Genomic DNA, 21235 nt, shown 5'->3' with positions numbered 1-21235 from the left:
GCGAACTACCCGAAAATTTGAAGATGGTGTGCGGTCATGCAATCCCCCGTATCCGAGCTGGGGATTAATCCTGTAGGCGGTGCAACGCGGGCGCCGCGACAGCTGAAATGTAAGTAGTTACGTGAGCTGACAGGAAGATTACAGAGAGATTCTAAGCAAGCTGGATAATATTTTTACTAATTGTTGTGTCTGTTTAATACAATCGTTCCAAATAGTTTAGTTCCGAAATTATGAACTTAAACTGTGTATGATTTTTTCGCCCTTTCAGGCGGTTTGATAATCGAAGGACACCCATGCAAAAGCGTGATTCGCACTTCCTCAAGCCGCCAATTGGCTTGCTCTTGTCCGTCGGGCTCGTTACGCTCGCGCCGCTCGCCGTGGCAAATAACAGTTTGCCGGCACTGATGCAGGTGCCGGCAGATAACTCAATCGCGTGGAATGCGCCTGCGAACGGGCACATTACCTATGTGTGCCAAACCATCCGCACGGATGGCGCCAAGCTTGCCTGGATAATCAAATCCGCCTCGGCCACGCTAGGCAATTCAAGCGAACGCCTCAGTGGCACCTACACCAGCCCGCCAGAAACCTGGAAAAGTGCTGACGGGTCGGCATTGACGGGAATGGAAATCGTGCGCGCGCACGCCGGCGCCGACCGGCTATATGACCAATTGGTCCTCGCCAATCCGTCCGTGGGCGTGGGAGTACTGACAGGCGTCACGTACATTCAAAGACTCGTCAGCGCAGGCGGAGCGCCTCCTCAAACACCGTGCGCGAATTCGAACGTTGGCGAGCAAGTCAAAGTGGCGTATCAGGCAAATTACGTTTTCTGGAAGCCAAACTAGGTTTCACAAAGTGCGTGGCCGGCCCCGCTTCGCGAGCGCCCATACCGGGCGGAGTAAAATCCGCTCCCCATGCGCTTTTCAGACTTCGACCTACGCCTTGCGGCCCTTGGCGCCCAGCCCGCTCATCGCGGCCGGGTCGTGCGCGCCTGGCTGAGCGGGCAAGCGTTCGACAGCGACACATGGCGGCGGCGCTTCGACAACTTCCTGCCGCTGGCGGTGCGTGACGCGCTGCCCGCGCTGGCGATGGAACTGGACGGCCTTGCCCGCATCCACGCCGAACACGCTGGCAACGATGGTTCGCGCCTGCTGCTTTCACTGGCCGACAGCCAGATGGTGGAAAGCGTGCTGCTGCCGCGCGACGGGCTCTGTGTGTCTACCCAGGTCGGCTGCGCGGTGGGCTGTCTTTTTTGCATGACGGGCAAGAGCGGCCTGATCCGCCAGGTCACCAGCATGGAAATCCTTGCCCAGTTTGTGATGGCGCGGCGTCTGCGCGCGGTGAAGAAAGTGGTCTTCATGGGCATGGGCGAACCGGCGCACAATCTGGCCAACGTGCTCGAAGCCATCGACCTGCTTGGCACGGAAGGCAACATCGGCCACAAGAACCTGGTCTTCTCCACCGTCGGTGACCGGCGCGTGTTCGAGGCCTTGCCACAGCAACGCGTGAAGCCCGCGCTGGCGCTATCGCTTCATACGACCAAGGCCGATCTGCGCCGGCACCTGCTGCCACGCGCGCCGCACATCACGCCGGAAGAACTGGTCGAGCTGGGTGAAGCCTATGCCCGCGATACCGGCTACCCGGTGCAGTACCAGTGGACGCTGCTCAAGGGCGTCAACGACGGTGACGACGAACTCGACGCGATCCCGCGCCTGCTCAAGGGCAAGTTCGGCGTGCTCAACGTCATTCCCTTCAATAGCCTGGAGGGAGATGACTACGAGCGACCCGATACCGAACGCATCCGCGAGATTGTCAGCACCCTGCACCGCCACGGCGTGCTGACCAAGGTAAGGAACAGCGCGGGGCAGGACGTGGAAGGCGGTTGTGGCCAGTTGCGGGCTCGGGCCGTGGGTGCCGAGCAAGTGATCGAGCTGCGCCGCTGATCGGGTGGGAGGAGACGGGAAGCCGTTTAGCGCTTCTGTTTAGGGCTTCCTTCCCTTTGGCGCTTCCCTTTGGGACGTTGCCCGCACTCAACAATGGAAGCGCAAACGCAAAAAAGCCGGCCCGCTTGCGCGATACCGGCTTTCAGCTGAAAGTGTCGGGAAACACTTTCAAGAATTCGACCACATCAAGTGGTCGGGGCGAGAGGATTCGAACCTCCGACTCCTGCGTCCCGAACGCAGTACTCTACCAGGCTGAGCTACGCCCCGAGTCTTACTACTGGAGTATCACTGCTGAGATATTGCTACCCCGAGCACTTCTACTCTAACTACCTGCTCGGCTACGCTCAGTGCAACCAAACATCTTTCGCTGATGACTTTTGTTGATGAACTTGCCAATCAACAGCGACCGCTATTAGAACCTAAATTCAGTTTTTTTGAAAATCGGGTTTTTCAACCGAACTTCCAAACCCTGAATCAGTGCGCTCTCTGGCTTTTCAGCCCTAGTTCGCGTTAGCGATCTCTATTCACCGCGAAAGCGCAGAATTCTAACAGAGAATTCAGGAAAGGGGAAACGGGGTAGATCGACAGGGCTTCGCGGGCACGGTCGGCTTCGGCCACGGCGGCCTGACGGGCGTGTTCCAACGCGTCGGTTGCCTGGATAGCGGCAGCCACGGCGGCGAAGTCGGCGTCGCCGGTCTTGATGGCGTCGCGGATCAATTGCTGTTGTTCCGGGGTGCCCACTTCCATCACGCGGATCAGCGGCAGGGTCGGCTTGCCTTCGCGCAGGTCATCGCCCACGTTCTTGCCGAGTGCGGCGGCGTCGCCGCTGTAGTCCAGCACGTCGTCCACCAATTGGAAGGCGGTGCCGACGTGGCGGCCGTAGGCAGCGGCGGCGGCTTCCTGTTCGGGGGTGGCGCCCGCCAGCACGGCGCCGACTTGGGCGGCGGCTTCGAACAGCTTGGCGGTCTTGTAGCGCACGACTTGCAGGTAGCGCTCTTGCGAGACGTCCGGGTCGTGCACGTTCAGGAGTTGCAGCACTTCGCCTTCGGCGATGACGGTGGTGGCTTCGGACAGGATGCTCATGATGCGCATCGAGTCGGCTTCCACCATCATTTCGAAGGAACGGGAATACAGGTAGTCGCCAACCAGCACGCTGGCCGCGTTGCCGAAGACGGCGTTGGCGGTCTCGCGGCCACGGCGCAAGTCGGATTCGTCCACCACATCGTCGTGCAGCAAGGTGGCGGTGTGAATGAATTCCACGACGGCGGCCAGCAGTTGGTGATGCGTGCCTTCGTAACCGAGCGCGCGCGCCACCATCAGCACCATGGCCGGGCGCATGCGCTTGCCGCCCGCGCCAATGATGTAGTCGCCAATCGTGCGGATCAGAACCACATCCGAATTCAGCCGATCGCGGATGACCGCGTCGACAGCCTTCATATCGTCAGCAATGGGGGCAATAAGCGCGGGGAGATTCAAGACGTATCCGACAAGTGAAACGAGCCGCATGGGGGCTCTTACCGCTGGGCCGCCGGAAGCGGCGGGGGATTCGACCAGCGATTATACGGGGTGTTCAGAAGCGGGACGCAGGGCAAGACGCCGGGGCGGGACGCTAGCATCCCCCGGCACTTCGCCTGCCTGCCCCCGCCTTATTCCCCGCCCTTATTCCCCGCCCTGTTCCCCGCCCGGCTTCCAGCGGCCTGGACTTATGCCGCCGGCGCTTTCGGAAACACGCCGCGCTCGGCCAGGTTGGCGTACAGCGCACGCACGCCGAACGTCCAGGGCGCAATCTCGGTGGACAGCTGCACGTCATTCACCAGCGCGCCGATGCGATCGGACGCGATGACGACGCGGTCGCCCAGCTTGTGCGTGAAGCCGGTGCCGGGGCCTTTGCGGTCCTGGCTGGGAGAGAACATCGTGCCCAGGAACAGCATGAAGCCGTCGGGATATTGATGGTGCGCGCCGTAAGCCTGGCGCACCAGGTCGAGCGGGTCGCGGCTGATTTCGCGCATATGGCTCACGCCGTCCAGCTCGAAGCCGTCGGCGCCTTCGATGCGCAAGGACACATCCGCCTGGCGCACGCTATCCATAGTGAAGGCGTCGTCGAACAGCCGGATGAAGGGGCCGATGGCGCAAGAGCCGTTGTTGTCCTTGGCCTTGGTCAGCAACAAGGCGCTGCGGCCTTCGATGTCGCGCAGGTTGACGTCGTTGCCCAAGGTGGCGCCCACGACCTCGCCGCGGCTGTCCACCGCCAACACGATTTCGGGTTCGGGGTTGTTCCACTGGGATTCGGGCAGCACGCCGATCTGCGCGCCAAACCCCACCGACGCCATAGCGGGCGTCTTGGAGAAGACTTCGGCGTCGGGGCCGATGCCCACTTCCAGGTATTGCGACCACTGGCCGCGGTCAACCAGTTCGGTCTTCAGCTTGGCCGCCTCGGGCGAGCCGGGGCGCAGGCGAGACAGGTCCGACCCGATCAGCGCCTGCATCCGCACGCGGATCTCGTCAGCGCGGCTGGCGTCGCCGCCCGCCTCTTCTTCGATCATGCGTTCCAGAAGGCTGATGGCGAACGTGACGCCCGCCGCCTTGATGGGTTGCAGATCGCAGGGAGCCAGCAGGCGCAGCCCGCCGCCGCCTTGCAGGGTGGCGGCCATCAAGGCCCGTACATCGCCCAGCGATTCTCCTTCGGCGCTTGCCGCGAACGCCACGCGATCAGGGCGATCCAGCAGGTCGGACACGGTGGGCGCCGCGGCGGTGATGTCGAAGACTTCACCGTTACGCACCACCACCACGCTGGGGCCGTTGACCGGCGCCGGACGCCATACCCGGCCCACGAGCAACGCCCGCGTCAAGTCGGAAGGCAGAGTGTTTGCTTCGTTCATTTGTCTCCTCGCTGTATGCCTTCTGTGCGGCATTCAAAATGATGTGCGACGAGTCTAGGGGAATCCATTTATCATGTCCAACATTATGAATTTAAGTCCAATATATTGGACACAAGAGATCGATGGCCACTGAATACGACGTCCCCGCCATCCGGCGCGCCCACGACATCCTGCGCGTGCTCGCCAACCGCCGCACCCCGGTCAAGGCGGCCGAACTGGGCCAAGCCTGCCAACTGGCAAAAAGTACGCTGTACCTGCTGCTGGACTGCCTGGAGCACCGCCGCTGGATCGAACGCAAAGACGGCGGCTACATCATCGGCATCGAATTGATGGCGCTGGGCTTCGCCTATCTGCGCCATGACGGCCTGCAAACCGCGTTTCATGAAGCCGCCAGCGAGTTCGTGGCCCGCCACAACGAAGTCGTGCAACTGGCCGTGCTGGACGGGTTCGACGTGGTTTATATCGCCCGCGAAGACGCGCGCCGCCCGGTGCGGCTGGTGTCTGAACTGGGCATGCGGCTGCCGGCCCACGCCTGCGCGCTGGGCAAGGCGTTATTGGCCAACCTGCAACCGGACGAGTTGGCCGCCTGCGTGCCGGACGAGCTGCCGCGCGTCACCGACCGCACGCTCGCCACCCGCCAGGCGCTGAATCAGGAGCTGGATCTTGTCCGGCAGATGGGGCTGGGGCAGGACCTTGAGGAAGTGGCGACGGGCCTGGTCTGCTACGCCGCCTATGTGGGCCTAACCCCGCTGGGCAAACGGGTGGCGGTCAGCACATCGATCCCCACCGACCGGCTGGACGACGCCCACCGCCGCGACGTGATGGAAGGCATCCGCCAGGTGGCGCGCGACATCGCTCGGCGGGTGGTTCCCCCGGCGTGAAGCGTGCGCGCCACACCTAAGCCCTTACCCTGCAACGGCTTTTTGACTTTTGAAAAGCCTCGCGCTAATATCCCGGATTCGGTCAGCAATGCCCGAATTACGTCGGTTGTTTGCGTAACCCGTCTGGAAGCTGTGCTGTAAAGCGCTAGGGTCCTTTCCTTCTTGCCAGTCTTCTGGCGACTAGACAGGAATGCGATCTTTCCAGAAACGGACATCCCGCCCAGCAGGGTTGGGACCCCGCGCAAATAAACCCATTTACCTATTTAAGGAACACCCCATGTACGCGGTCGTAAAAACCGGTGGCAAGCAGTATCGCGTTGCCGCTGGCGAAAAACTCAAGATAGAACAGATACCGGCAGACATTGGGCAAGAAATCACCCTGGACCAAGTGCTGTCCGTGGGCGAAGGCGACCAACTGAAAGTTGGCACGCCCCTCGTCTCCGGCGCTGTGGTCAAGGCAACGGTTCTTGCGCAAGGCCGCCACGACAAGGTCAAGATCTTCAAGATGCGCCGTCGCAAGCACTATCAGAAGCGTCAGGGCCACCGTCAGAACTACACCGAAATCCGCATCGAAGCCATCACGGCTTAAGACGCGACTCGGTACCACTTAGCAGGAGCTAAACATGGCACAGAAAAAGGGCGGCGGCTCTACGCGAAACGGACGCGACTCAGAATCAAAGCGTCTGGGCGTCAAGACTTTCGGCGGTGAACTGATTCCCGCTGGTTCGATCATCGTGCGTCAGCGCGGTACTCGCTTCCACGCTGGCGTGAACGTCGGCATGGGCAAGGACCACACCCTGTACGCGCTGATCGACGGCAAGGTTCAATTCGGCTTCAAGGGCGCATTGAACAAGCAAACCGTTTCGATCGTCGCTGCCGAGTAATCGGACAAGCACGGTCAGCGCAACGCGGTGTACCGCGTTGCCGAACGGCAAAAGCCCTGTCGCATGCGGCAGGGCTTTTTTGTTTTAAGGCAATTGGCGAGTAAGCTTTCCAATGCCTCCTGGCGGCGCCCCCTGGGCGCCTGCCCCATTACCCACTACACGCGCAAACACCATGAAATTCGTAGACGAAGCCACCATTGAAGTGGTCGCCGGTAAAGGCGGCAATGGCGTGGCGAGCTTTCGCCGCGAAAAGTTCATCCCCAAAGGCGGCCCGGACGGCGGCGACGGCGGACGCGGCGGCACCATCTATGCGGTGGCCGATCGCAACATCAACACGCTGATCGACTTCCGCTACGCGCGCCTGCACCGCGCCAAGGGCGGTGAAAACGGCCGCGGCTCTGACCAATACGGCGCAGCCGCCCCCGACATCACCTTGCGCGTGCCCGTGGGCACGGTCATCCATGACGCCGAAACCGGCGAAGTCCTGTTCGACATGGACACGCACGACCAGAAAGTCGTGCTGGCCGCAGGCGGCCAGGGCGGCATGGGCAACATCCACTTCAAATCCAGCTTGAACCGCGCGCCCCGCCAGTGGACGCCCGGCAAGGAAGGCGAACACCGCTACCTGCGCATGGAATTGAAGGTGCTGGCGGACGTGGGCCTGCTGGGCCTGCCGAACGCCGGCAAGTCGACGCTAATCACCCGCATCTCGAATGCAAAGCCGAAGATCGCCGACTACCCGTTCACCACGCTGCACCCGAACCTGGGCGTCGTGCGCACGTCGCCGTCGCGCAGCTTCGTCGTGGCCGATATTCCCGGCCTGATCGAAGGCGCGTCCGAAGGCGCGGGCCTGGGCCACTTGTTCCTGCGTCACCTGGCGCGCACCCGGGTTCTGCTGCACCTGGTTGACGTGTCCACGCCCGACCCCGACGCCGATCCGGTCGAGCAAGCCGTCGTCGACGCGCGCGCCATCGTTGAAGAACTGCGCCGCTACGACCCGGAACTGGCTCAAAAGCCGCGCTGGCTGGTGCTGAACAAGCTGGACATGGTGCCGGACCCCGAAGACACCAAGCGCCGCTTCCTGGAGCTGTATGACTGGAAGGGCCCTGTGTTCGCCATTTCCGGCCTGACCGGCGAAGGCACGCAAGACCTGCTGTACGCGCTGCAAGACTACCTGGACGCCGAGCGCGAAAAGGAACACCTGTCGCGCGACCAGGCCGAAGGCACCTATGTGGCGCCGGACCCCCGCTTTGACGACACGCGCTCGGATGCCGACAAGCCCGCCGCGCCGCGCGCAAGCGACGAATAAGCCATAATCGCAGTCCTTACGATTACGTCTTTTCTCGCCGCAGCCGGCGCCCAACATGTCTGCTGAAACACCCGCCGTTTCCGTCGTCACCAACGCCCAGCGTCTTGTCGCCAAAGTCGGCTCGTCGCTGGTCACCAACGAAGGCCGTGGCCTGGACCGCGCCGCCGTGGCGCACTGGGCCGCACAGATCGCCGCCCTGCACAAGCAGGGCAAGCAGATCGTGCTGGTCTCAAGCGGCGCCATTGCCGAAGGCATGGCGCGGCTGGGCTGGCGCAAGCGCCCGTCCGTCATGCACGAACTGCAAGCCGCCGCGGCCGTGGGCCAGATGGGGCTGTGCCAGGCCTATGAAGCGGCTTTCGCTGAATACGGCCTGCGCACCGCGCAGATCCTGCTCACCCACGAAGACCTGGCCGACCGCCACCGCTACCTGAACGCCCGCAGCACGCTGTTTGCGCTGCTGCGTTTGGGCGTCGTGCCGATCGTGAATGAAAATGACACGGTCGTCACCGATGAAATCCGGCTGGGCGACAACGACACGCTGGGCGCGCTGGTCACCAACCTGATCGAAGCCGACACGCTGATCATCCTGACCGACCAGCGCGGCCTGTACGAAGCCGACCCCCGCAAAAACCCCGACGCCAAATTCATGTCGCACGCGCAAGCAGGCGACCCCGCGCTGGAAGCCATGGCGGGCGGCGCCGGCAGCGGCATTGGCACCGGCGGCATGCTGACCAAGGTGCTGGCCGCCAAACGCGCAGCGCACAGCGGCGCGCACACCATCATCGCCTCGGGCCGTGAACGCAATGTGCTGACGCGTCTGGCGCAGGGCGAATGCATCGGCAGCGAACTGCGCGCCGTGCTGCCCGTATGGTCTGCCCGCAAACAATGGCTGGCCGACCACCTGCGTCTTCGTGGCCGCGTGATTCTGGATGACGGCGCGGTGCAGGCCTTGCTGCGCGAGGGCAAGAGCCTCTTGCCCATTGGCGTGACCGATGTCGAAGGCGAGTTCGGACGCGGCGACGTCGTGGCCTGCGTGGACAGCCAGGGACGCGAATGCGCCCGCGGCCTGATCAACTATTCGTCTGCGGATACCCGGCGCATCCTGCGTCAGCCGTCGTCACAGATCGCCCGCATTCTGGGCAGCATGACCGAACCCGAGCTCATGCATCGGGACAACCTCGTCGTTCTCTGAACCCGCGCTGGCCACGGCGGGCGTGTGCTGCAGCAGAATGTAGCCCCACCCCCGCACGGCCAGCACCGGCAGTTCGATGTCAAAGCGGCGCGCCTTGCTGCGCAGCCGCGAGACCAGCACATCGACGCTACGCGCGCCCTCTTGCGGATTACGCGGAAAGAAGCGATCACGACGCAGGCAATGGCCTGGCGCCCGCAACAAGCGGACAAAAAAGGCACGTTCGGTCAGCGTCAATGGCAGGCGCTCGCCGTCGGGGCCGGATAGCACCCGTTCATGCAAACGCCATGCTGGGCCATCGGTGGCGGGCGGCAACATGCGGCGGCGCAGATTGCGCAGCAACGCGTCCCACTCCAGCGCCCCCATGCGGGCTGAACTATAGGCATCCACGCCCGCCTCCAGGGCCTCGACCCGTTCGCGCGCTGAGGCCGCTGGCGCCTGCCACACGACTGCCGCATCAGGCGCTGCGCGGCGCAACGCCGCAATCAGCTTCGGCACCCCTTCTGCCTGCCCACGCAGCACCATCGCGTCGACATCTTGCGTGCGCAACCGATCCAGCAGCTCATCCGGCGATTCACAGGCGCTGACCTGCCATTGAAATTCTCGCAAGGCCGCGACAAAATTATTGCTCGCCATTTCATCAAGTTGCACGACCAACACATAGCCCCGTTCAAGCATGTGACCGCGCCTCCCAAAACTATCACTCAGGTAATGCTTATAACCACCAAAGTAAATCCTGAGCAAGCTTCAATCGACGCGTGAAGACATTTTCAGACCGATTGAAGCAAGCCCGTCTTCTGCGTGGTCACACGCAGAAGACGCTCGCTCGTCTCGCGCGAATCTCGCAAAGTGCAATCGCCAGTTACGAAAACGGCCTTCGGCACTCCAGCCGATCAACCCGTAAGCTCGCGCAGATTCTGAAGATTGAGCTTGAATGGCTGGAGACAGGTAAGGGTCCCATGGAATTGCCCATGGAAGGCTACGACCTGTCTGATACTTTGCCTCCGGCTGGCATTGCCGAGACCATGCCACGCGTGGCCCGCCGCCCTCGCCCCCAAGCGCCATGGCCGTTCCCCAACATTGCGCCGTCGCAATTCGACGGCTTGACCCCCGATGACCGAGCCATGCTCGAAGCATTGACGCAAACCTTTATTGAAACGGCGCAGGCGCGCCGCACCGTCAAACCGCGCGGCCGCAAGATCGGCTGATTTTTCCTGCCGCGCGAGTAAGCTCATGATCACCCGCGCGCAATTGGCGCGCGGCGACTTGCAGGAATCGTGAGCCATGGACTTGAGCAGTTTTTCAAGCCAGTACGCAGAAGCGCGCCGCAAGTTTCTGGACGCGTGCGCCGAACGCGATCTGGCCGTGCAACACCACATCCATCCCCTGCCCGGACGCGACGGCGAAACGCTGGCGCTGGATGTCGCCCGGCAGGGTGCGCCCGACGCCCCGAACCTGCTCGTGATCAGCAGCGGCTGCCATGGCATCGAAGGCTATTGCGGCTCCGCCGTGCAAACCGCGCTGCTGCGCGACGCGCGCTGGCACGCGCAATGCACGCGCGACGATCTGGCCGTGCTCTACCTGCATGCACTGAACCCCTACGGCTTCTCTTGGGACCGCCGCGCCACGCACGACAACGTAGACCTGAACCGCAACTTTCGCGACTTCTCGCAGCCCCTGGAAAACGACCGCCACTACCTTGCGATTGCTTCGCTGCTGGTGCCTGATGGGAATCACCCGCCGGGCCTGGGCAGTGAGTTGAGCCTGGCGTGGCGCGCGCTGCGCCATGGCCGCAGCGCCCTGCAAGCCGCGGTATCGGGCGGCCAGCAGGTTGACCCCAACGGGCTGTTCTATGCGGGCCGCGCGCCTACCTGGAGCCACCTGACGCTACGCGCCCTCTTGCGCGAACACGGCCGGCGCTGCGCCCGCATCGCGTGGATTGATGTGCACACCGGCCTGGGCGCGCAAGGCGTCGCGGAATGCATCTATCAAGGCACGCCTGCGGGCCCCGAATCATTGGCGCGAGCACGGCGCTGGTGGGGGCCTGCTGTGACCAGCGCCGAAGAAGGCAGCTCAACGTCCTGCGAACTCCCCGGCACGTTGGACATGGCAGCGATGGAAGAATGCCCACAAGCCGAATACAACGGGCTGACGCTGGAATACGGCACGCTGCCTGGCCTGAAGGTATTGAATGCGCTGCGCGCCGAACAATGGCTGCACAACCATCCCGACGCCCCCGCCGCTTTGCGCCATCGCATCAAGCGCGACCTGCGCGCCGCGTTCTATATCGAGACCGACGCCTGGAAACACGATGTGCTGATCCAGGCGCGGCGGGTCATGGAGGCGTCGCTGGCGGGCTTGGCCACGCCGCTATCCGCCTGAAGATTTGCATTGGCCTTGCGTTGGCCGCGCGCAAAAAAATATCCGCGCCGATGGGCGCGGATATTTAACCGGAGCGTGTCGCGATCAGGGCTTCGGCGCGGGGGCCGGTGCGCCGTTGGCCGGAGCCGGTGCGGCATCGCCACGGATCTTGGCGGCGATTTCAGAAGCGGCTTGAGCCGAGGCCACACCAAATGCCAGCACGCCACGGTTCAGCGGTTCGGCGATGCTCGGGGCAGCAACCAGTTCCTGATCAATCACCAGCGCCAGGCGCTTGCCGACGTTCTTGGTGCTGATTTCAGTCAGCTTGCGAGCGCCGGATTCCGAGAAACGCAGACCCACGAAGTTCTGGCCTTGACGATCAACCAGCGCGGCGGCGTCGGTCAGGTCGGCACGCGTCAGCACGGGCATTTCCTGCATGTAGAGCTTGCCATCGGGCAGCGAGATTTCGCGCATGCCGGGGGCCGGTTGTTGTTGCGCCAGATAGAAGTCCACCGACGAAGCGGTGGCCGGTTGCGTCGATTGCTGGCTGGCATCGGGCGTGGCCGCGGCGCCGGGCGCCTTTGTCGGGGCGGTCTTGCAACCCGCCAGCGCCAACGTCACGACAACCAAGGCGGGCGCCAATTTGCGTAGGGTCAGTTGCATGCTCGATTCCTTCTTCTTTAGTTAGCTATGCCCGGCGAGTCGGTAGCCCGCCCAGCGTTTGGTTGGAAAAAGTGTACAGAACCTGCATGACCGTGTCGCCGCAGTCTGAATCCAAATGTAAAGCAGTAATACCAGCTCTGGATGACGAGCACTTTAAGAATGGCTTCATGCAGGTTGATCATCGCTGGCGCCACGCAACATCGCATCGTTGAAGCGACTGGCCCGCTAGGCTCTATACTTCGCTTTCGCGCAGGGGTACTCGTCCCGCCTTTTCGGCTGGACGTGTTGAGAGAGTCCCTTCGTACCAGTACGGATAATGCCGATGCTGGGAGCCGTATTTCCGCCACGTGTCCCCGCACGCGTGGCGGAAGTCCATTCCCAATCGGCTCCAACCAATCGCTTGGAGCTTTCCATGAATGCCAATCCCAAATTCCTGGCCGCCACCGCCGAAGTCGACGCGGCGGCCGTCGCACCGCTGCCCAAATCGCGCCGCGTGTATGAGACGGGCTCGCGCCCCGACATCCGCGTGCCGTTTCGGGAAATCGAGCAGGACGACACGCCGACCATGTTCGGCGGGGAAAAGAACCCGCCCCTGACGGTCTACGACTGCAGCGGCCCCTACACCGACCCCGACGCCAAGATCGACATCCGCCGCGGCCTGCCCGAGCTGCGCCGCGGCTGGATCGAAGAGCGCGGCGACACGGAAGTGCTGTCGGGTCCGACCAGTGACTACGGCAAAGAACGCCTGACCGATCCCAAGCTGACGGCCATGCGCTTTGACCTGCAACGCCCGCCGCGCCGCGCCAAGGCCGGCGCCAACGTGTCGCAGATGCACTATGCGCGCCGCGGCATCATCACGCCCGAAATGGAATACGTGGCCATCCGCGAAAGCCTGCGCCGCGAGCACTATCTGCAAACGCTGCGAGACAGCGGCCCCGACGGCGAAAAGATGGTGAAGCGCCTGCTGCGCCAGCACCCCGGCCAATCGTTCGGCGCGGCCATCCCCGCCGCCATCACGCCGGAATTCGTGCGCGACGAAATCGCGCGCGGCCGCGCCATCATCCCCGCCAACATCAATCACCCCGAAGTGGAACCGATGGCCATCGGCCGCAACTTCCTGGTGAAGATCAACGCCAACATCGGTAATTCGGCCGTGAGCTCGGGCATTGGGGAAGAAGTCGAAAAGATGACGTGGGCGATCCGCTGGGGCGGCGACACGGTGATGGATTTGTCCACCGGCAAGCACATCCACGAGACGCGCGAATGGATCATCCGCAACTCACCCGTGCCGATTGGAACGGTGCCGATATACCAGGCGCTGGAAAAGGTGGACGGCAAGGCCGAAGACCTGACGTGGGAAATTTTCCGCGACACGCTGATCGAACAGGCCGAACAGGGCGTGGACTACTTCACGATCCATGCCGGCGTGCGCCTGCCGTTCATCCCGATGACGGCCGACCGCATGACGGGCATCGTGTCGCGCGGCGGCTCGATCATGGCGAAGTGGTGCCTGGCGCATCACAAGGAAAGCTTCCTGTACGAGCGCTTCGAAGAAATCTGCGAAATCATGAAGGCGTATGACGTCAGCTTCTCGCTGGGTGACGGCTTGCGTCCGGGCTCGGGCTATGACGCCAACGACGAAGCGCAATTCGCTGAACTGAAGACGCTGGGCGAGCTGACGCAGGTGGCGTGGAAGCATGATGTGCAGGTCATGATCGAAGGCCCTGGCCATGTGCCGATGCAGATGATCAAGGAAAACATGGAGCTGCAGCTGGAACATTGCCACGAGGCGCCGTTCTATACGCTGGGCCCCCTGACCACCGATATCGCACCGGGCTACGACCACATCACCTCCGGCATCGGCGCCGCGCTGATCGGCTGGTACGGCACGGCGATGCTCTGTTATGTGACGCCGAAAGAGCACTTGGGCTTGCCGAACAAGAAGGACGTGAAGGACGGGATCATCACGTACAAGATTGCGGCGCACGCGGCCGACCTGGCGAAAGGCCATCCGGGCGCGGCGATTCGCGACAACGCGCTGTCAAAGGCGCGCTTCGAGTTCCGCTGGGATGATCAGTTCAATCTGGGGCTGGACCCGGATACCGCGAAGGAATTCCACGACGAGACCCTGCCGAAGGACTCGATGAAGGTGGCGCATTTCTGCTCGATGTGCGGACCGCATTTCTGCAGCATGAAGATCACGCAGGACGTGCGGGACTATGCGGCGGCGCAGGGCGTGAGTGAGAAGGAAGCCTTGCAAAAGGGCATGCAGGAGAAGTCGGTGGAGTTTGTTCGGAAAGGGGCTGAGGTTTATCAGCGGCAGTGAGGGTTTTGGGGTGGGGTGGTTGAGGTTTGGGTGAAGGGTTGAGGGTGTTGGTTCGTGGAGTCTTGGGTTCTTTAGACGTCCGATGTGGCGGGGGCCTGGGGTGGGCGGGGCAACGATTGCGGTCCGGAGCCTTCGCTCCGGACTTGCCTAGGCGCCCCCCCCCCGTCGTCATCTTCGTCACCCGCCGTTGGCGGGTTCCTTCAGATTCCCTCGGGCTTATCGACGCCCCGCCCACCCCAGGCCCCCGCCACACCGGACTCGTTCAGCGGCAATCTCTCGGCCGCTGGGGGGAACGGTGTGCTTAGGGTTCTTCTCCACGGCGAGGGAGTGGAGAAGTATCTTGCGGGGCCCGCCCCCGGCCGGCCGCGCAGGCGGCCTTGGGGGGCTTACGCGTAGAGGTACGTCGTCACGCTGTTCGCTTCGCGTGTGGCAGCGATGTTCGAGTTCTTCTTCGTGACTTGAAGCCCTTAAAAATGCAGTCAGACTGCATTCATGAAGAAGTGCAGTCTGACTGCATTAATGCGCTTCATCCATCCTACGAACGGTGACCGCCACTTAAACCCCAGTGCGTGGCGCGCAATGGGTCGGCATGCGCAAGACAGTTCGCGCCGCGCGCCACCCTTTACCCCCCAAAATCCTGCGGCGGGAGCATTAGAAAACCGCTCTGCACATTCGCGAAAGCGACTACCGCGCAAACGCCCACCAATGCGTATGCCGAGTAAGGCCGCCCGCGCGGCCGCCACTCGGCGGGCCCCGCAGCACTCGACACTAAGGCACCCCCTAGCATCGCCACGACCCAAGACAACGGCAGCCCGTCGGCGCGGTGGCCCTGACTGCGCGCAACCTCGATGCGCCCGAGGGAATCTGAAGGAACCCGCCGAAGGCGGGTGACGAAGATGACGAAGGGGACGTCCGGAGCGAAGGCTCCGGACCGCAATCGTGGGCGCGCGCAGTCAGGGCCACCGCGACGATGGGCGACCTACGAAGATCAACCGACCGCCCCAAGAAACCAAGCTCACGAAGCCCCTCGACCACTCAACAAAATCCCGCCTACAACAACTTCCCAGGATTCATAATCCCCGCCGGGTCCATCACCTTCTTGATCTCCCGCATCAACCTCAACTCCACGGCATCCTTGCTATGCAAGAAATGCTCGCGCTTCAGCTGCCCAATCCCGTGTTCCGCTGAAATACTCCCGCCATAGCGATTCACTTCGTCCAACACCGCATCCGTAATCGCCGCGCCGTTCACCGCTACCCAGTCGCGTGCCGCGCCTGCCGGGCGGGACAGGTTGTAGTGCAGGTTGCCGTCGCCAAAGTGACCGAAGATGAAGGGGCGGATATCTGGGTACAGCGCGCGCACGCGCGCTTCCGCCGACACCATGAAATCCGGAATGCGTTCAATCGGCAGCGACACATCGTGCTTCAGGTGCGGGCCGTCGGCACGTTGGGCTTCCGAAATTTCTTCGCGCAACTTCCACAACGTCTGCAACTGCGACAACGACGCCGACACCGCCGCGTCCAGGCACAGGCCGCGTTCCAGCGCCGTGCCAATCACGTTCTCCAGCAACGTCGTCAGACCCGCTTCATCCGCCGTATCCGCCAGCTCTACCAACACATACGCGGGATAGCGTTGATCAAACGGCTCCTGCACACCCTCGGCATGCGTCAGCACCAGGTCCAGGCAATCGCCCGAGAAGTACTCGAACGCTTGCAGACGCGCGCCGCATTGTTCGAACAGAATCTCGAACAGCTGCAACGCCTGCGCCGGTGACTCGACGGCCGTCAGCACCACGGAACGGACATCGGTGCGCGGGAACAAGCGCAGCGCCACGGCGGTGATCACGCCCAGCGTGCCTTCGGAGCCGATCAGCAACTGCTTCAGGTCGTAGCCCGTGTTGTCCTTGCGCAGCGTGCGCAGGCCGTTGAAGATTTCGCCCGTGGGCAGCACGGCTTCCAGGCCCAGCACCAATTCACGCGCCATGCCGTAGCGCACCACGTTCACGCCGCCTGCGTTCGTGGCGACGTTGCCGCCGATCTGGCTGGAGTCTTCCGCCGCCAGGCTCAAGGGCAACAAGCGCCCGGCGTCCTGCGCCGCGCGGCGCAGGTTGCCAAGGATGGCGCCGGCTTCGGCAACCATCGTGTTGGCGACCGTGTCGATGGATCGCACGGCGTTCATGCGGTCCAGGCTCAGCACGACGTTCTTCGTTCCGCTGTCTGGTGTCGCGCCGCCGCACAAGCCCGTGTTGCCACCGCGCGGCACCACCGGCACGCCCTCTTGCTGGCACAAGGCCAGGCAAGCGGCGACTTCTGCGGTATTGCGCGGGCGCACCACGGCTTGCGCGTGGCCGTTGTACAGGCCGCGCCAGTCGGACAGCCACGGCGTGATGTCCGCCTCGGCGGTGTAGACGGTGTCGGGACCCAGGGCTTGGGTGAGGCGTTGCGTGAAATCGGATGCGCTCATGATGTCTGCGTGGCTGCGGGAAAGAGGGAATCAAGTTGCAGGCGGCTGGCCGCCTGCTGCAAATGGCGCACCGCCGCCTGGCGGGCCCGTTCGGGATTGCGTGCGCGAATCGCTTCAAAGACTGCGACGTGCTCCTGATGCACGGCCGCGGTCAGGCCGTCTTGCAGGCGGCTATTCGACCGGGCGGTGCTGACGGCCAGCCTCAGCTGCAGGTTCAGGTACTGCAACAGGTCTTGGTAGGTGCGGTTGTGCGTGGCGGTGGCAATGGCGACGTGGAACGCGATGTCGTGTTCCACGCCCTGCTCGGGGTGCTCAAGATGGGCCTCCAGGTCTGCCAGCGCCTGCGCCATGGCGCTCAGGTCGGCGGCGTTGCGCCGCACGGCGGCGAGCGCCGCCGCGCCGCCTTCAAGTTCCATCCGCAATTCGTAGACGTCGGCCAGCTTGTCGCGGTCAACGGCGAGGCCGCTGGACACCTGAAACCCTTGAGCGCCCGTGCGGGATATCACGGTGCTGCCCGAGCCTTGGCGGCTTTGGATCAGCCCTTGGGCGCGCAAGCGTTCGGTCACTTCGCGGATCACGGCGGCGCTGACGCCGTACTGCTCGGCCAGGACGCGGCCAGGGGGAAGTTTGACGCCCACGGCGTGCACGCCATCGGCGATATCCGTGGCGATCTGGCGGGCGACCTGTTCGGTCAGGGTGAGGCTCTTGGTCAACATGGGCGGATTATAGGCCTACTTTTCAGGTTATCTGATAACTTTTGATGAGAATCCGGATTCAATAACGTTGCTTGATCGCGTCAGGCGGTCGCGGGTTCGCCGTTGCCGCGCGCCATCGCAGCGTCTTCGGCTTCGCTGCCCCCCACGATTTCGCAGCAGCGGCCGCCGCGCGCCTTGGCGCGATACAGCGCCGCGTCGGCCAGGTCCAACGCTGCTTGCGGGCTGCGATTGGCGCCCGAAATGATCGAGATGCCGATCGACAACCCCACGCAGACGCGCGTGCCATCCGCCAATGCGATTGGCTGCGAGGCATCGCGCAGCAAGTGTTCGCCGAGCCGCAACGCGGCCGTGGCGTCGATGCCCGTCACCAGCACGATGAATTCGTCGCCGCCGATTCGGGCCGCCACGTCATCCACGCGCAGCATGGCGCGCATGCGCTGGGCGGTGGTCGTCAGCACCTGATCGCCCGCGGCATGGCCGTAGGTATCGTTGATGCGCTTGAAGTCGTCCATGTCCATGTACAGCAGCGCGGCGTCACTGTCGTGCCCGCGCTCGCTGGCGCAGACCCGTTCCAGCGCCGCCTGCAAGCCGGTGCGGTTGGCCAGGCCCGTCAGCGCATCTTCGCTGGCGCGGCGTTCGCTGGCGCGCTCGGCCAGCATGGTCGACACCAGGATGCGGTTCAGCCGATGCGAGGCGATGCTCATGCTGACCAGGTAGAACGGGATCTGCACGAAGACGATGGCAGTGACGTATTCGCCGGTGAACAAGGCGCCCAGGCACATCGGCCCCAGGCTCAGGAAGATCATTGCGCCGACCAGCCGTGGCGCACCGTAATTGCGAAAGCAGATACCGCCGGCCATCGCCCCGCACGACACGCCTGCCAAGGTTGCCGCCAGCCAGTCGCCGTTGATGAACGTGATGAAAACGCCGTAGCCCACGCTGAACGCCCACAGCAGGGCCAGCAGAATGTAGATGTCGGTGTGGGTGTTGCCGCCCTTGGGCGCAGCGCGTAACGCGGACCGCAGGATGGTGACGCGGATGATGGCCAGCACCACTTCCAGCACCAGCCACGAAATATAGAGGGGCTCGGGCCGGCGCCAGGCGACCACGCCGGAAATCATCAAGGTGTTGATCACGCCGCCCGCAAAAATGGGCAGCGTGCCGAACAGGCTGGCGATCAGCGCCGCGCGGATATCAGCAGGCGTGTCCTGACCAGCATGCGTCAGCCAGCGCGTCAGGCGCCACTTAGGCAAACTGAATTTCAGTCCTGTATCCACACCGTCACGTCCAAAGCCATCACCCGAATTCTGTAGGCTGGAGGGCGTTATAGCAGGTATTTCAAGGCTTTAACATTGTCCGGCAGGGCAATTCGGCCACAAGATGAGGGGAAACAACAAACGAGGCGGGTCGCGCCTGCCTATTGCCCGCGGTGGCCGCAGACCTCGCATTCCGGGTCGCGCTGGACATTGACGCTGCGCCATTGCATGGTGCGCACGTCCAGCCACAACAAGCGGCCCGACAGGCTTTCCCCAATGCCAGACAGCAATTTCAGCGCCTCGGCGGCCTGCATGCTGCCGATGATGCCGACCACCGGCGCAAACACGCCCATCGTGGCGCAATTGGCTTCTTCGACGTCGTCGGCTTCCGGGAACAGGCAGTGGTAACAAGGCGCGTTGTCATCGCGCAGGTCGTACACGCTGACCTGGCCGTCAAAACGGATGGCCGCGCCGGAGACCAGCGGCTTGCGGTGTTGCACGCAGGCGCGGTTGATGGCGTGGCGGGTGGTGAAGTTGTCGGTGCAGTCCAGCACCAGGTCCGCTGCGGCGACGGCGTCGGAAAGCGCTTGGTCTTTCAGGCGCTCGACACGGGCGTGGACCTGCGCTTGCGGGTTGAACGCCGCCAGCATGTCGCGCCCGGACTCGGCCTTGGGCCGGCCGACGCTGGCCGTGGTGTGGAGAATCTGGCGTTGCAGGTTGCTGAGTTCGACGATGTCGTCGTCAGCGAGCGTGATGTCGCCCACGCCGGCCGTGGCCAGGTAGAGCGCAGCGGGTGAACCGAGTCCACCCGCCCCCACGATGAGCACACGCGCCGCCAGCAGTTTTTCCTGCCCTTCGATTCCTAGCTCGTCCAGCAGGATGTGGCGGGCGTAGCGCAGCAGTTGCTCGTCGTTCATTTGTCCTTGCTGGGCTCGACTCCGGTCGGCGTGATCTTCATGCGCGTTGCCGTGCCGCCGCCCGGCTTGGCGTCAGCCTTGGCCTGAGCGCGCGCCGAACCCTTCTGCACCGGCTTGCCGGCCAGCACGTTCAGCGCTTGTTGCAGCTGGAAGTCGTCCTTGCCGCCGAATTCGAACACCTTGGTCGGCAAGTCCACATTGTCTTGCGCCGAGTTGGACTTCACCTCGTTGGCGGTCTCGGGGTTGGACAGGTGGCGTTGCAGGTCGGCTTCGCGCGGCAGGCGGAACAAGTCGCCATCTGCCGTATCGGCCACGACAAAGTCGGGTTCGATACCGGTGGCCTGAATGGAACGGCCGCTGGGCGTGAAGTAGCGCGAGGTGGTCAGCTTGACCGCGGTCGATTCCGACAGCGGCAGGATGACTTGCACCGAGCCCTTGCCGAACGTGCGGTTGCCCAGCACCTTGGCGCGCTTGTGGTCTTGCAGCGCGCCGGCCACGATCTCGGAAGCCGAGGCCGAACCCACGTTCACCAGCACCACCATCGGCACGGTCTTGGTCCAGGCGGGCAGGCCCGACAGGTAGTTGCTTTCACCGCGAGCGTATTCCGACGGCGTGGCCAGATACTTGTGGCGGGCGTCGGGCGTACGGCCGTCGGTGGACACCACCAGGGCGTCAGGCGGCAGGAACGCGCCGGACACGCCGATGGCGCTGGTCAACAGGCCGCCCGGGTCGTTGCGCAGGTCAAGCACCAGACCCTTGGGCGCTTCCTTCGCACCCAGGTCCTTCAGTTGCTTGGCCAGATCAGCGCCGGTCTTTTCCTGGAACTGAGCAACGCGGACGTAGCCAATGCCGTTGTCCAGCATCTTGCTGCGCACGCTGCGAACCTTGATGACGTCGCGAACGATCTTCAGCACGATGGGCTGGGGACGGTCGGCGCGCATGATGGTCAGCGTGATCGGCGACTTGGGCGCGCCACGCATGAGCTTCACGGCGTCGTTCAGCGTCATGCCCTTGGTGGGCGTGTCGTCGATTTTGATGATGAGGTCACCGGCCATCACGCCAGCGCGCGCGGCGGGCGTGTCTTCGATCGGCGAAATCACTTTGACGAAGCCGTCTTCCGCGCCGACCTCGATACCCAGGCCGCCGAACTCGCCTTGCGTGGCCGTCTGCATTTCGCGGAACGCGTCGGCATCCAGATAGGCGGAGTGGGGGTCAAGGTTGGAGACCATGCCAGAGATGGCATTGTCGATCAGGGTCTTGTCATCGACCGCTTCGACGTAGTTGTTCTTGATGGCCGCGAACACGTTGCTCAGTTGCCTGAGCTCGTCCAAAGGCAAAGGACTGCCGCGCTGAGCAACAGCTGTTACCCCCACGCTAAGCAATACGCCAGCCACCGCACCGATGGCAATCAGACCGAAACCGCGAAACTTGCGAGTGCCCATGCACACTTC

The 21235-nt window shown here is 63.4% G+C and carries 19 protein-coding genes and 1 tRNA gene; 10 read left to right on the top strand and 10 right to left on the bottom strand.

Translation table 11 applies throughout. The annotated features are described in order from the left end of the window. Positions 1 to 293: 293 nt before the first annotated feature. On the top strand, positions 294 to 842 hold the full coding sequence (locus tag AC1DB0_RS20790; RefSeq protein ID WP_476757538.1) for a DUF3455 domain-containing protein: 549 nt from the start codon (positions 294 to 296) through the stop codon (positions 840 to 842). A gap of 69 nt (positions 843 to 911) precedes the next feature. Next, entirely contained in the window at positions 912 to 1940 is a 1029-nt protein-coding gene (locus AC1DB0_RS20785; RefSeq protein WP_476757537.1) for an RNA methyltransferase, read from the top strand. A gap of 190 nt (positions 1941 to 2130) precedes the next feature. Here the strand turns inward: AC1DB0_RS20785 and AC1DB0_RS20780 are convergent. The 3 genes from AC1DB0_RS20780 to AC1DB0_RS20770 all read right to left on the bottom strand — a co-directional run bounded on the left by AC1DB0_RS20780 (position 2131) and on the right by AC1DB0_RS20770 (position 4819). Beyond that, positions 2131 to 2207, bottom strand: a tRNA-Pro gene (locus tag AC1DB0_RS20780). Positions 2208 to 2450: 243 nt separating this feature from the next. Then, positions 2451 to 3416, bottom strand: a complete 966-nt coding sequence (gene ispB / locus AC1DB0_RS20775) for an octaprenyl diphosphate synthase (protein ID WP_054426933.1) — start codon at positions 3414 to 3416, stop codon at positions 2451 to 2453. A 227-nt stretch (positions 3417 to 3643) separates the two neighbouring features. Continuing rightward, positions 3644 to 4819 (bottom strand): fumarylacetoacetate hydrolase family protein, encoded by a 1176-nt coding sequence (locus tag AC1DB0_RS20770; protein ID WP_346552904.1) that lies wholly within the window; start codon positions 4817 to 4819, stop codon positions 3644 to 3646. 122 nt (positions 4820 to 4941) lie between these two features. Here AC1DB0_RS20770 and AC1DB0_RS20765 point away from each other — a divergent pair, with 122 nt between their 5' ends. The 5 genes from AC1DB0_RS20765 (at position 4942) to proB (ending at position 9085) form a co-directional block, all read left to right on the top strand. After that, the gene (locus AC1DB0_RS20765; protein ID WP_175172161.1) at positions 4942 to 5700 is read left to right on the top strand and encodes an IclR family transcriptional regulator; all 759 of its coding nucleotides are present in this window, start codon (positions 4942 to 4944) and stop codon (positions 5698 to 5700) included. Positions 5701 to 5977: 277 nt separating this feature from the next. Beyond that, positions 5978 to 6289 carry a 50S ribosomal protein L21 gene (gene rplU, locus AC1DB0_RS20760; RefSeq protein ID WP_006216228.1) on the top strand — a complete coding sequence of 104 codons (312 nt, stop codon included), beginning with the start codon at positions 5978 to 5980 and terminating at the stop codon, positions 6287 to 6289. Positions 6290 to 6323: 34 nt separating this feature from the next. Next, positions 6324 to 6584: a 50S ribosomal protein L27 gene (gene rpmA / locus AC1DB0_RS20755; RefSeq protein WP_050445798.1), complete on the top strand. Its 261-nt coding sequence runs from the start codon at positions 6324 to 6326 to the stop codon at positions 6582 to 6584. Between the two features lie 172 nt (positions 6585 to 6756). Further along, entirely contained in the window at positions 6757 to 7893 is a 1137-nt protein-coding gene (obgE, locus tag AC1DB0_RS20750) for a GTPase ObgE (RefSeq protein WP_054426927.1), read from the top strand. A gap of 55 nt (positions 7894 to 7948) precedes the next feature. Further along, positions 7949 to 9085: a glutamate 5-kinase gene (gene proB / locus AC1DB0_RS20745; RefSeq protein ID WP_054426925.1), complete on the top strand. Its 1137-nt coding sequence runs from the start codon at positions 7949 to 7951 to the stop codon at positions 9083 to 9085. Here the strand turns inward: proB and AC1DB0_RS20740 are convergent. Beyond that, positions 9011 to 9760, bottom strand: coding sequence for a response regulator transcription factor (locus AC1DB0_RS20740; RefSeq protein ID WP_476757536.1), 750 nt, complete (start codon positions 9758 to 9760; stop codon positions 9011 to 9013). The genes proB and AC1DB0_RS20740 overlap by 75 nt on opposite strands. Before the next feature lie 101 nt (positions 9761 to 9861). Here AC1DB0_RS20740 and AC1DB0_RS20735 point away from each other — a divergent pair, with 101 nt between their 5' ends. Both AC1DB0_RS20735 and AC1DB0_RS20730 read left to right on the top strand, forming a co-directional pair. Further along, positions 9862 to 10290, top strand: a complete 429-nt coding sequence (locus tag AC1DB0_RS20735) for a helix-turn-helix domain-containing protein (protein ID WP_054426921.1) — start codon at positions 9862 to 9864, stop codon at positions 10288 to 10290. A 76-nt stretch (positions 10291 to 10366) separates the two neighbouring features. Then, a complete protein-coding gene (locus AC1DB0_RS20730; protein WP_476757535.1) occupies positions 10367 to 11464 on the top strand; it encodes a M14 family metallopeptidase in 1098 nt (365 codons plus the stop codon). 84 nt (positions 11465 to 11548) lie between these two features. Here AC1DB0_RS20730 and AC1DB0_RS20725 read toward each other — a convergent pair whose 3' ends face one another. Beyond that, entirely contained in the window at positions 11549 to 12106 is a 558-nt protein-coding gene (locus tag AC1DB0_RS20725; protein ID WP_054426919.1) for a SecDF P1 head subdomain-containing protein, read from the bottom strand. A 412-nt stretch (positions 12107 to 12518) separates the two neighbouring features. Here AC1DB0_RS20725 and thiC point away from each other — a divergent pair, with 412 nt between their 5' ends. Continuing rightward, a complete protein-coding gene (gene thiC, locus AC1DB0_RS20720; protein WP_427949495.1) occupies positions 12519 to 14432 on the top strand; it encodes a phosphomethylpyrimidine synthase ThiC in 1914 nt (637 codons plus the stop codon). A gap of 1050 nt (positions 14433 to 15482) precedes the next feature. Here the strand turns inward: thiC and AC1DB0_RS20715 are convergent. From AC1DB0_RS20715 to AC1DB0_RS20695, 5 genes are all read right to left on the bottom strand, one after another. Next, a complete protein-coding gene (locus AC1DB0_RS20715; RefSeq protein WP_342068083.1) occupies positions 15483 to 16895 on the bottom strand; it encodes an FAD-binding oxidoreductase in 1413 nt (470 codons plus the stop codon). Continuing rightward, on the bottom strand, positions 16892 to 17611 hold the full coding sequence (locus AC1DB0_RS20710; RefSeq protein ID WP_054420608.1) for a FadR/GntR family transcriptional regulator: 720 nt from the start codon (positions 17609 to 17611) through the stop codon (positions 16892 to 16894). Before AC1DB0_RS20710 ends, AC1DB0_RS20715 begins: the two co-directional genes overlap by 4 nt. 80 nt (positions 17612 to 17691) lie before the next feature. Continuing rightward, positions 17692 to 18888: a GGDEF domain-containing protein gene (locus tag AC1DB0_RS20705; RefSeq protein WP_175171754.1), complete on the bottom strand. Its 1197-nt coding sequence runs from the start codon at positions 18886 to 18888 to the stop codon at positions 17692 to 17694. A 140-nt stretch (positions 18889 to 19028) separates the two neighbouring features. Next, on the bottom strand, positions 19029 to 19784 hold the full coding sequence (locus AC1DB0_RS20700) for a HesA/MoeB/ThiF family protein (protein ID WP_054420610.1): 756 nt from the start codon (positions 19782 to 19784) through the stop codon (positions 19029 to 19031). Beyond that, positions 19781 to 21226 (bottom strand): S41 family peptidase, encoded by a 1446-nt coding sequence (locus tag AC1DB0_RS20695; protein ID WP_054420611.1) that lies wholly within the window; start codon positions 21224 to 21226, stop codon positions 19781 to 19783. Before AC1DB0_RS20695 ends, AC1DB0_RS20700 begins: the two co-directional genes overlap by 4 nt. Positions 21227 to 21235 lie beyond the last annotated feature (9 nt).

The sequence above is a fragment of the Achromobacter sp. 10T422 genome, from assembly GCF_056394065.1.
Note: the sequence above shows the minus strand (reverse complement) of the source record. Positions and strands in the feature narration are given on the sequence as shown.

Bases quoted from the DNA above. Each gene is read 5' to 3' on its own strand.
- AC1DB0_RS20790 (WP_476757538.1), top strand. From the start codon at position 294: ATGCAAAAGCGTGATTCGCACTTCCTCAAGCCGCCAATTGGCTTGCTC.
- AC1DB0_RS20785 (WP_476757537.1), top strand. From the start codon at position 912: ATGCGCTTTTCAGACTTCGACCTACGCCTTGCGGCCCTTGGCGCCCAG.
- AC1DB0_RS20770 (WP_346552904.1), bottom strand. From the start codon at position 4,819: ATGAACGAAGCAAACACTCTGCCTTCCGACTTGACGCGGGCGTTGCTC.
- AC1DB0_RS20765 (WP_175172161.1), top strand. From the start codon at position 4,942: ATGGCCACTGAATACGACGTCCCCGCCATCCGGCGCGCCCACGACATC.
- rplU (WP_006216228.1), top strand. From the start codon at position 5,978: ATGTACGCGGTCGTAAAAACCGGTGGCAAGCAGTATCGCGTTGCCGCT.
- rpmA (WP_050445798.1), top strand. From the start codon at position 6,324: ATGGCACAGAAAAAGGGCGGCGGCTCTACGCGAAACGGACGCGACTCA.
- obgE (WP_054426927.1), top strand. From the start codon at position 6,757: ATGAAATTCGTAGACGAAGCCACCATTGAAGTGGTCGCCGGTAAAGGC.
- proB (WP_054426925.1), top strand. From the start codon at position 7,949: ATGTCTGCTGAAACACCCGCCGTTTCCGTCGTCACCAACGCCCAGCGT.
- AC1DB0_RS20740 (WP_476757536.1), bottom strand. From the start codon at position 9,760: ATGCTTGAACGGGGCTATGTGTTGGTCGTGCAACTTGATGAAATGGCG.
- AC1DB0_RS20730 (WP_476757535.1), top strand. From the start codon at position 10,367: ATGGACTTGAGCAGTTTTTCAAGCCAGTACGCAGAAGCGCGCCGCAAG.
- AC1DB0_RS20725 (WP_054426919.1), bottom strand. From the start codon at position 12,106: ATGCAACTGACCCTACGCAAATTGGCGCCCGCCTTGGTTGTCGTGACG.
- thiC (WP_427949495.1), top strand. From the start codon at position 12,519: ATGAATGCCAATCCCAAATTCCTGGCCGCCACCGCCGAAGTCGACGCG.
- AC1DB0_RS20715 (WP_342068083.1), bottom strand. From the start codon at position 16,895: ATGAGCGCATCCGATTTCACGCAACGCCTCACCCAAGCCCTGGGTCCC.
- AC1DB0_RS20710 (WP_054420608.1), bottom strand. From the start codon at position 17,611: ATGTTGACCAAGAGCCTCACCCTGACCGAACAGGTCGCCCGCCAGATC.
- AC1DB0_RS20700 (WP_054420610.1), bottom strand. From the start codon at position 19,784: ATGAACGACGAGCAACTGCTGCGCTACGCCCGCCACATCCTGCTGGAC.
- AC1DB0_RS20695 (WP_054420611.1), bottom strand. From the start codon at position 21,226: ATGGGCACTCGCAAGTTTCGCGGTTTCGGTCTGATTGCCATCGGTGCG.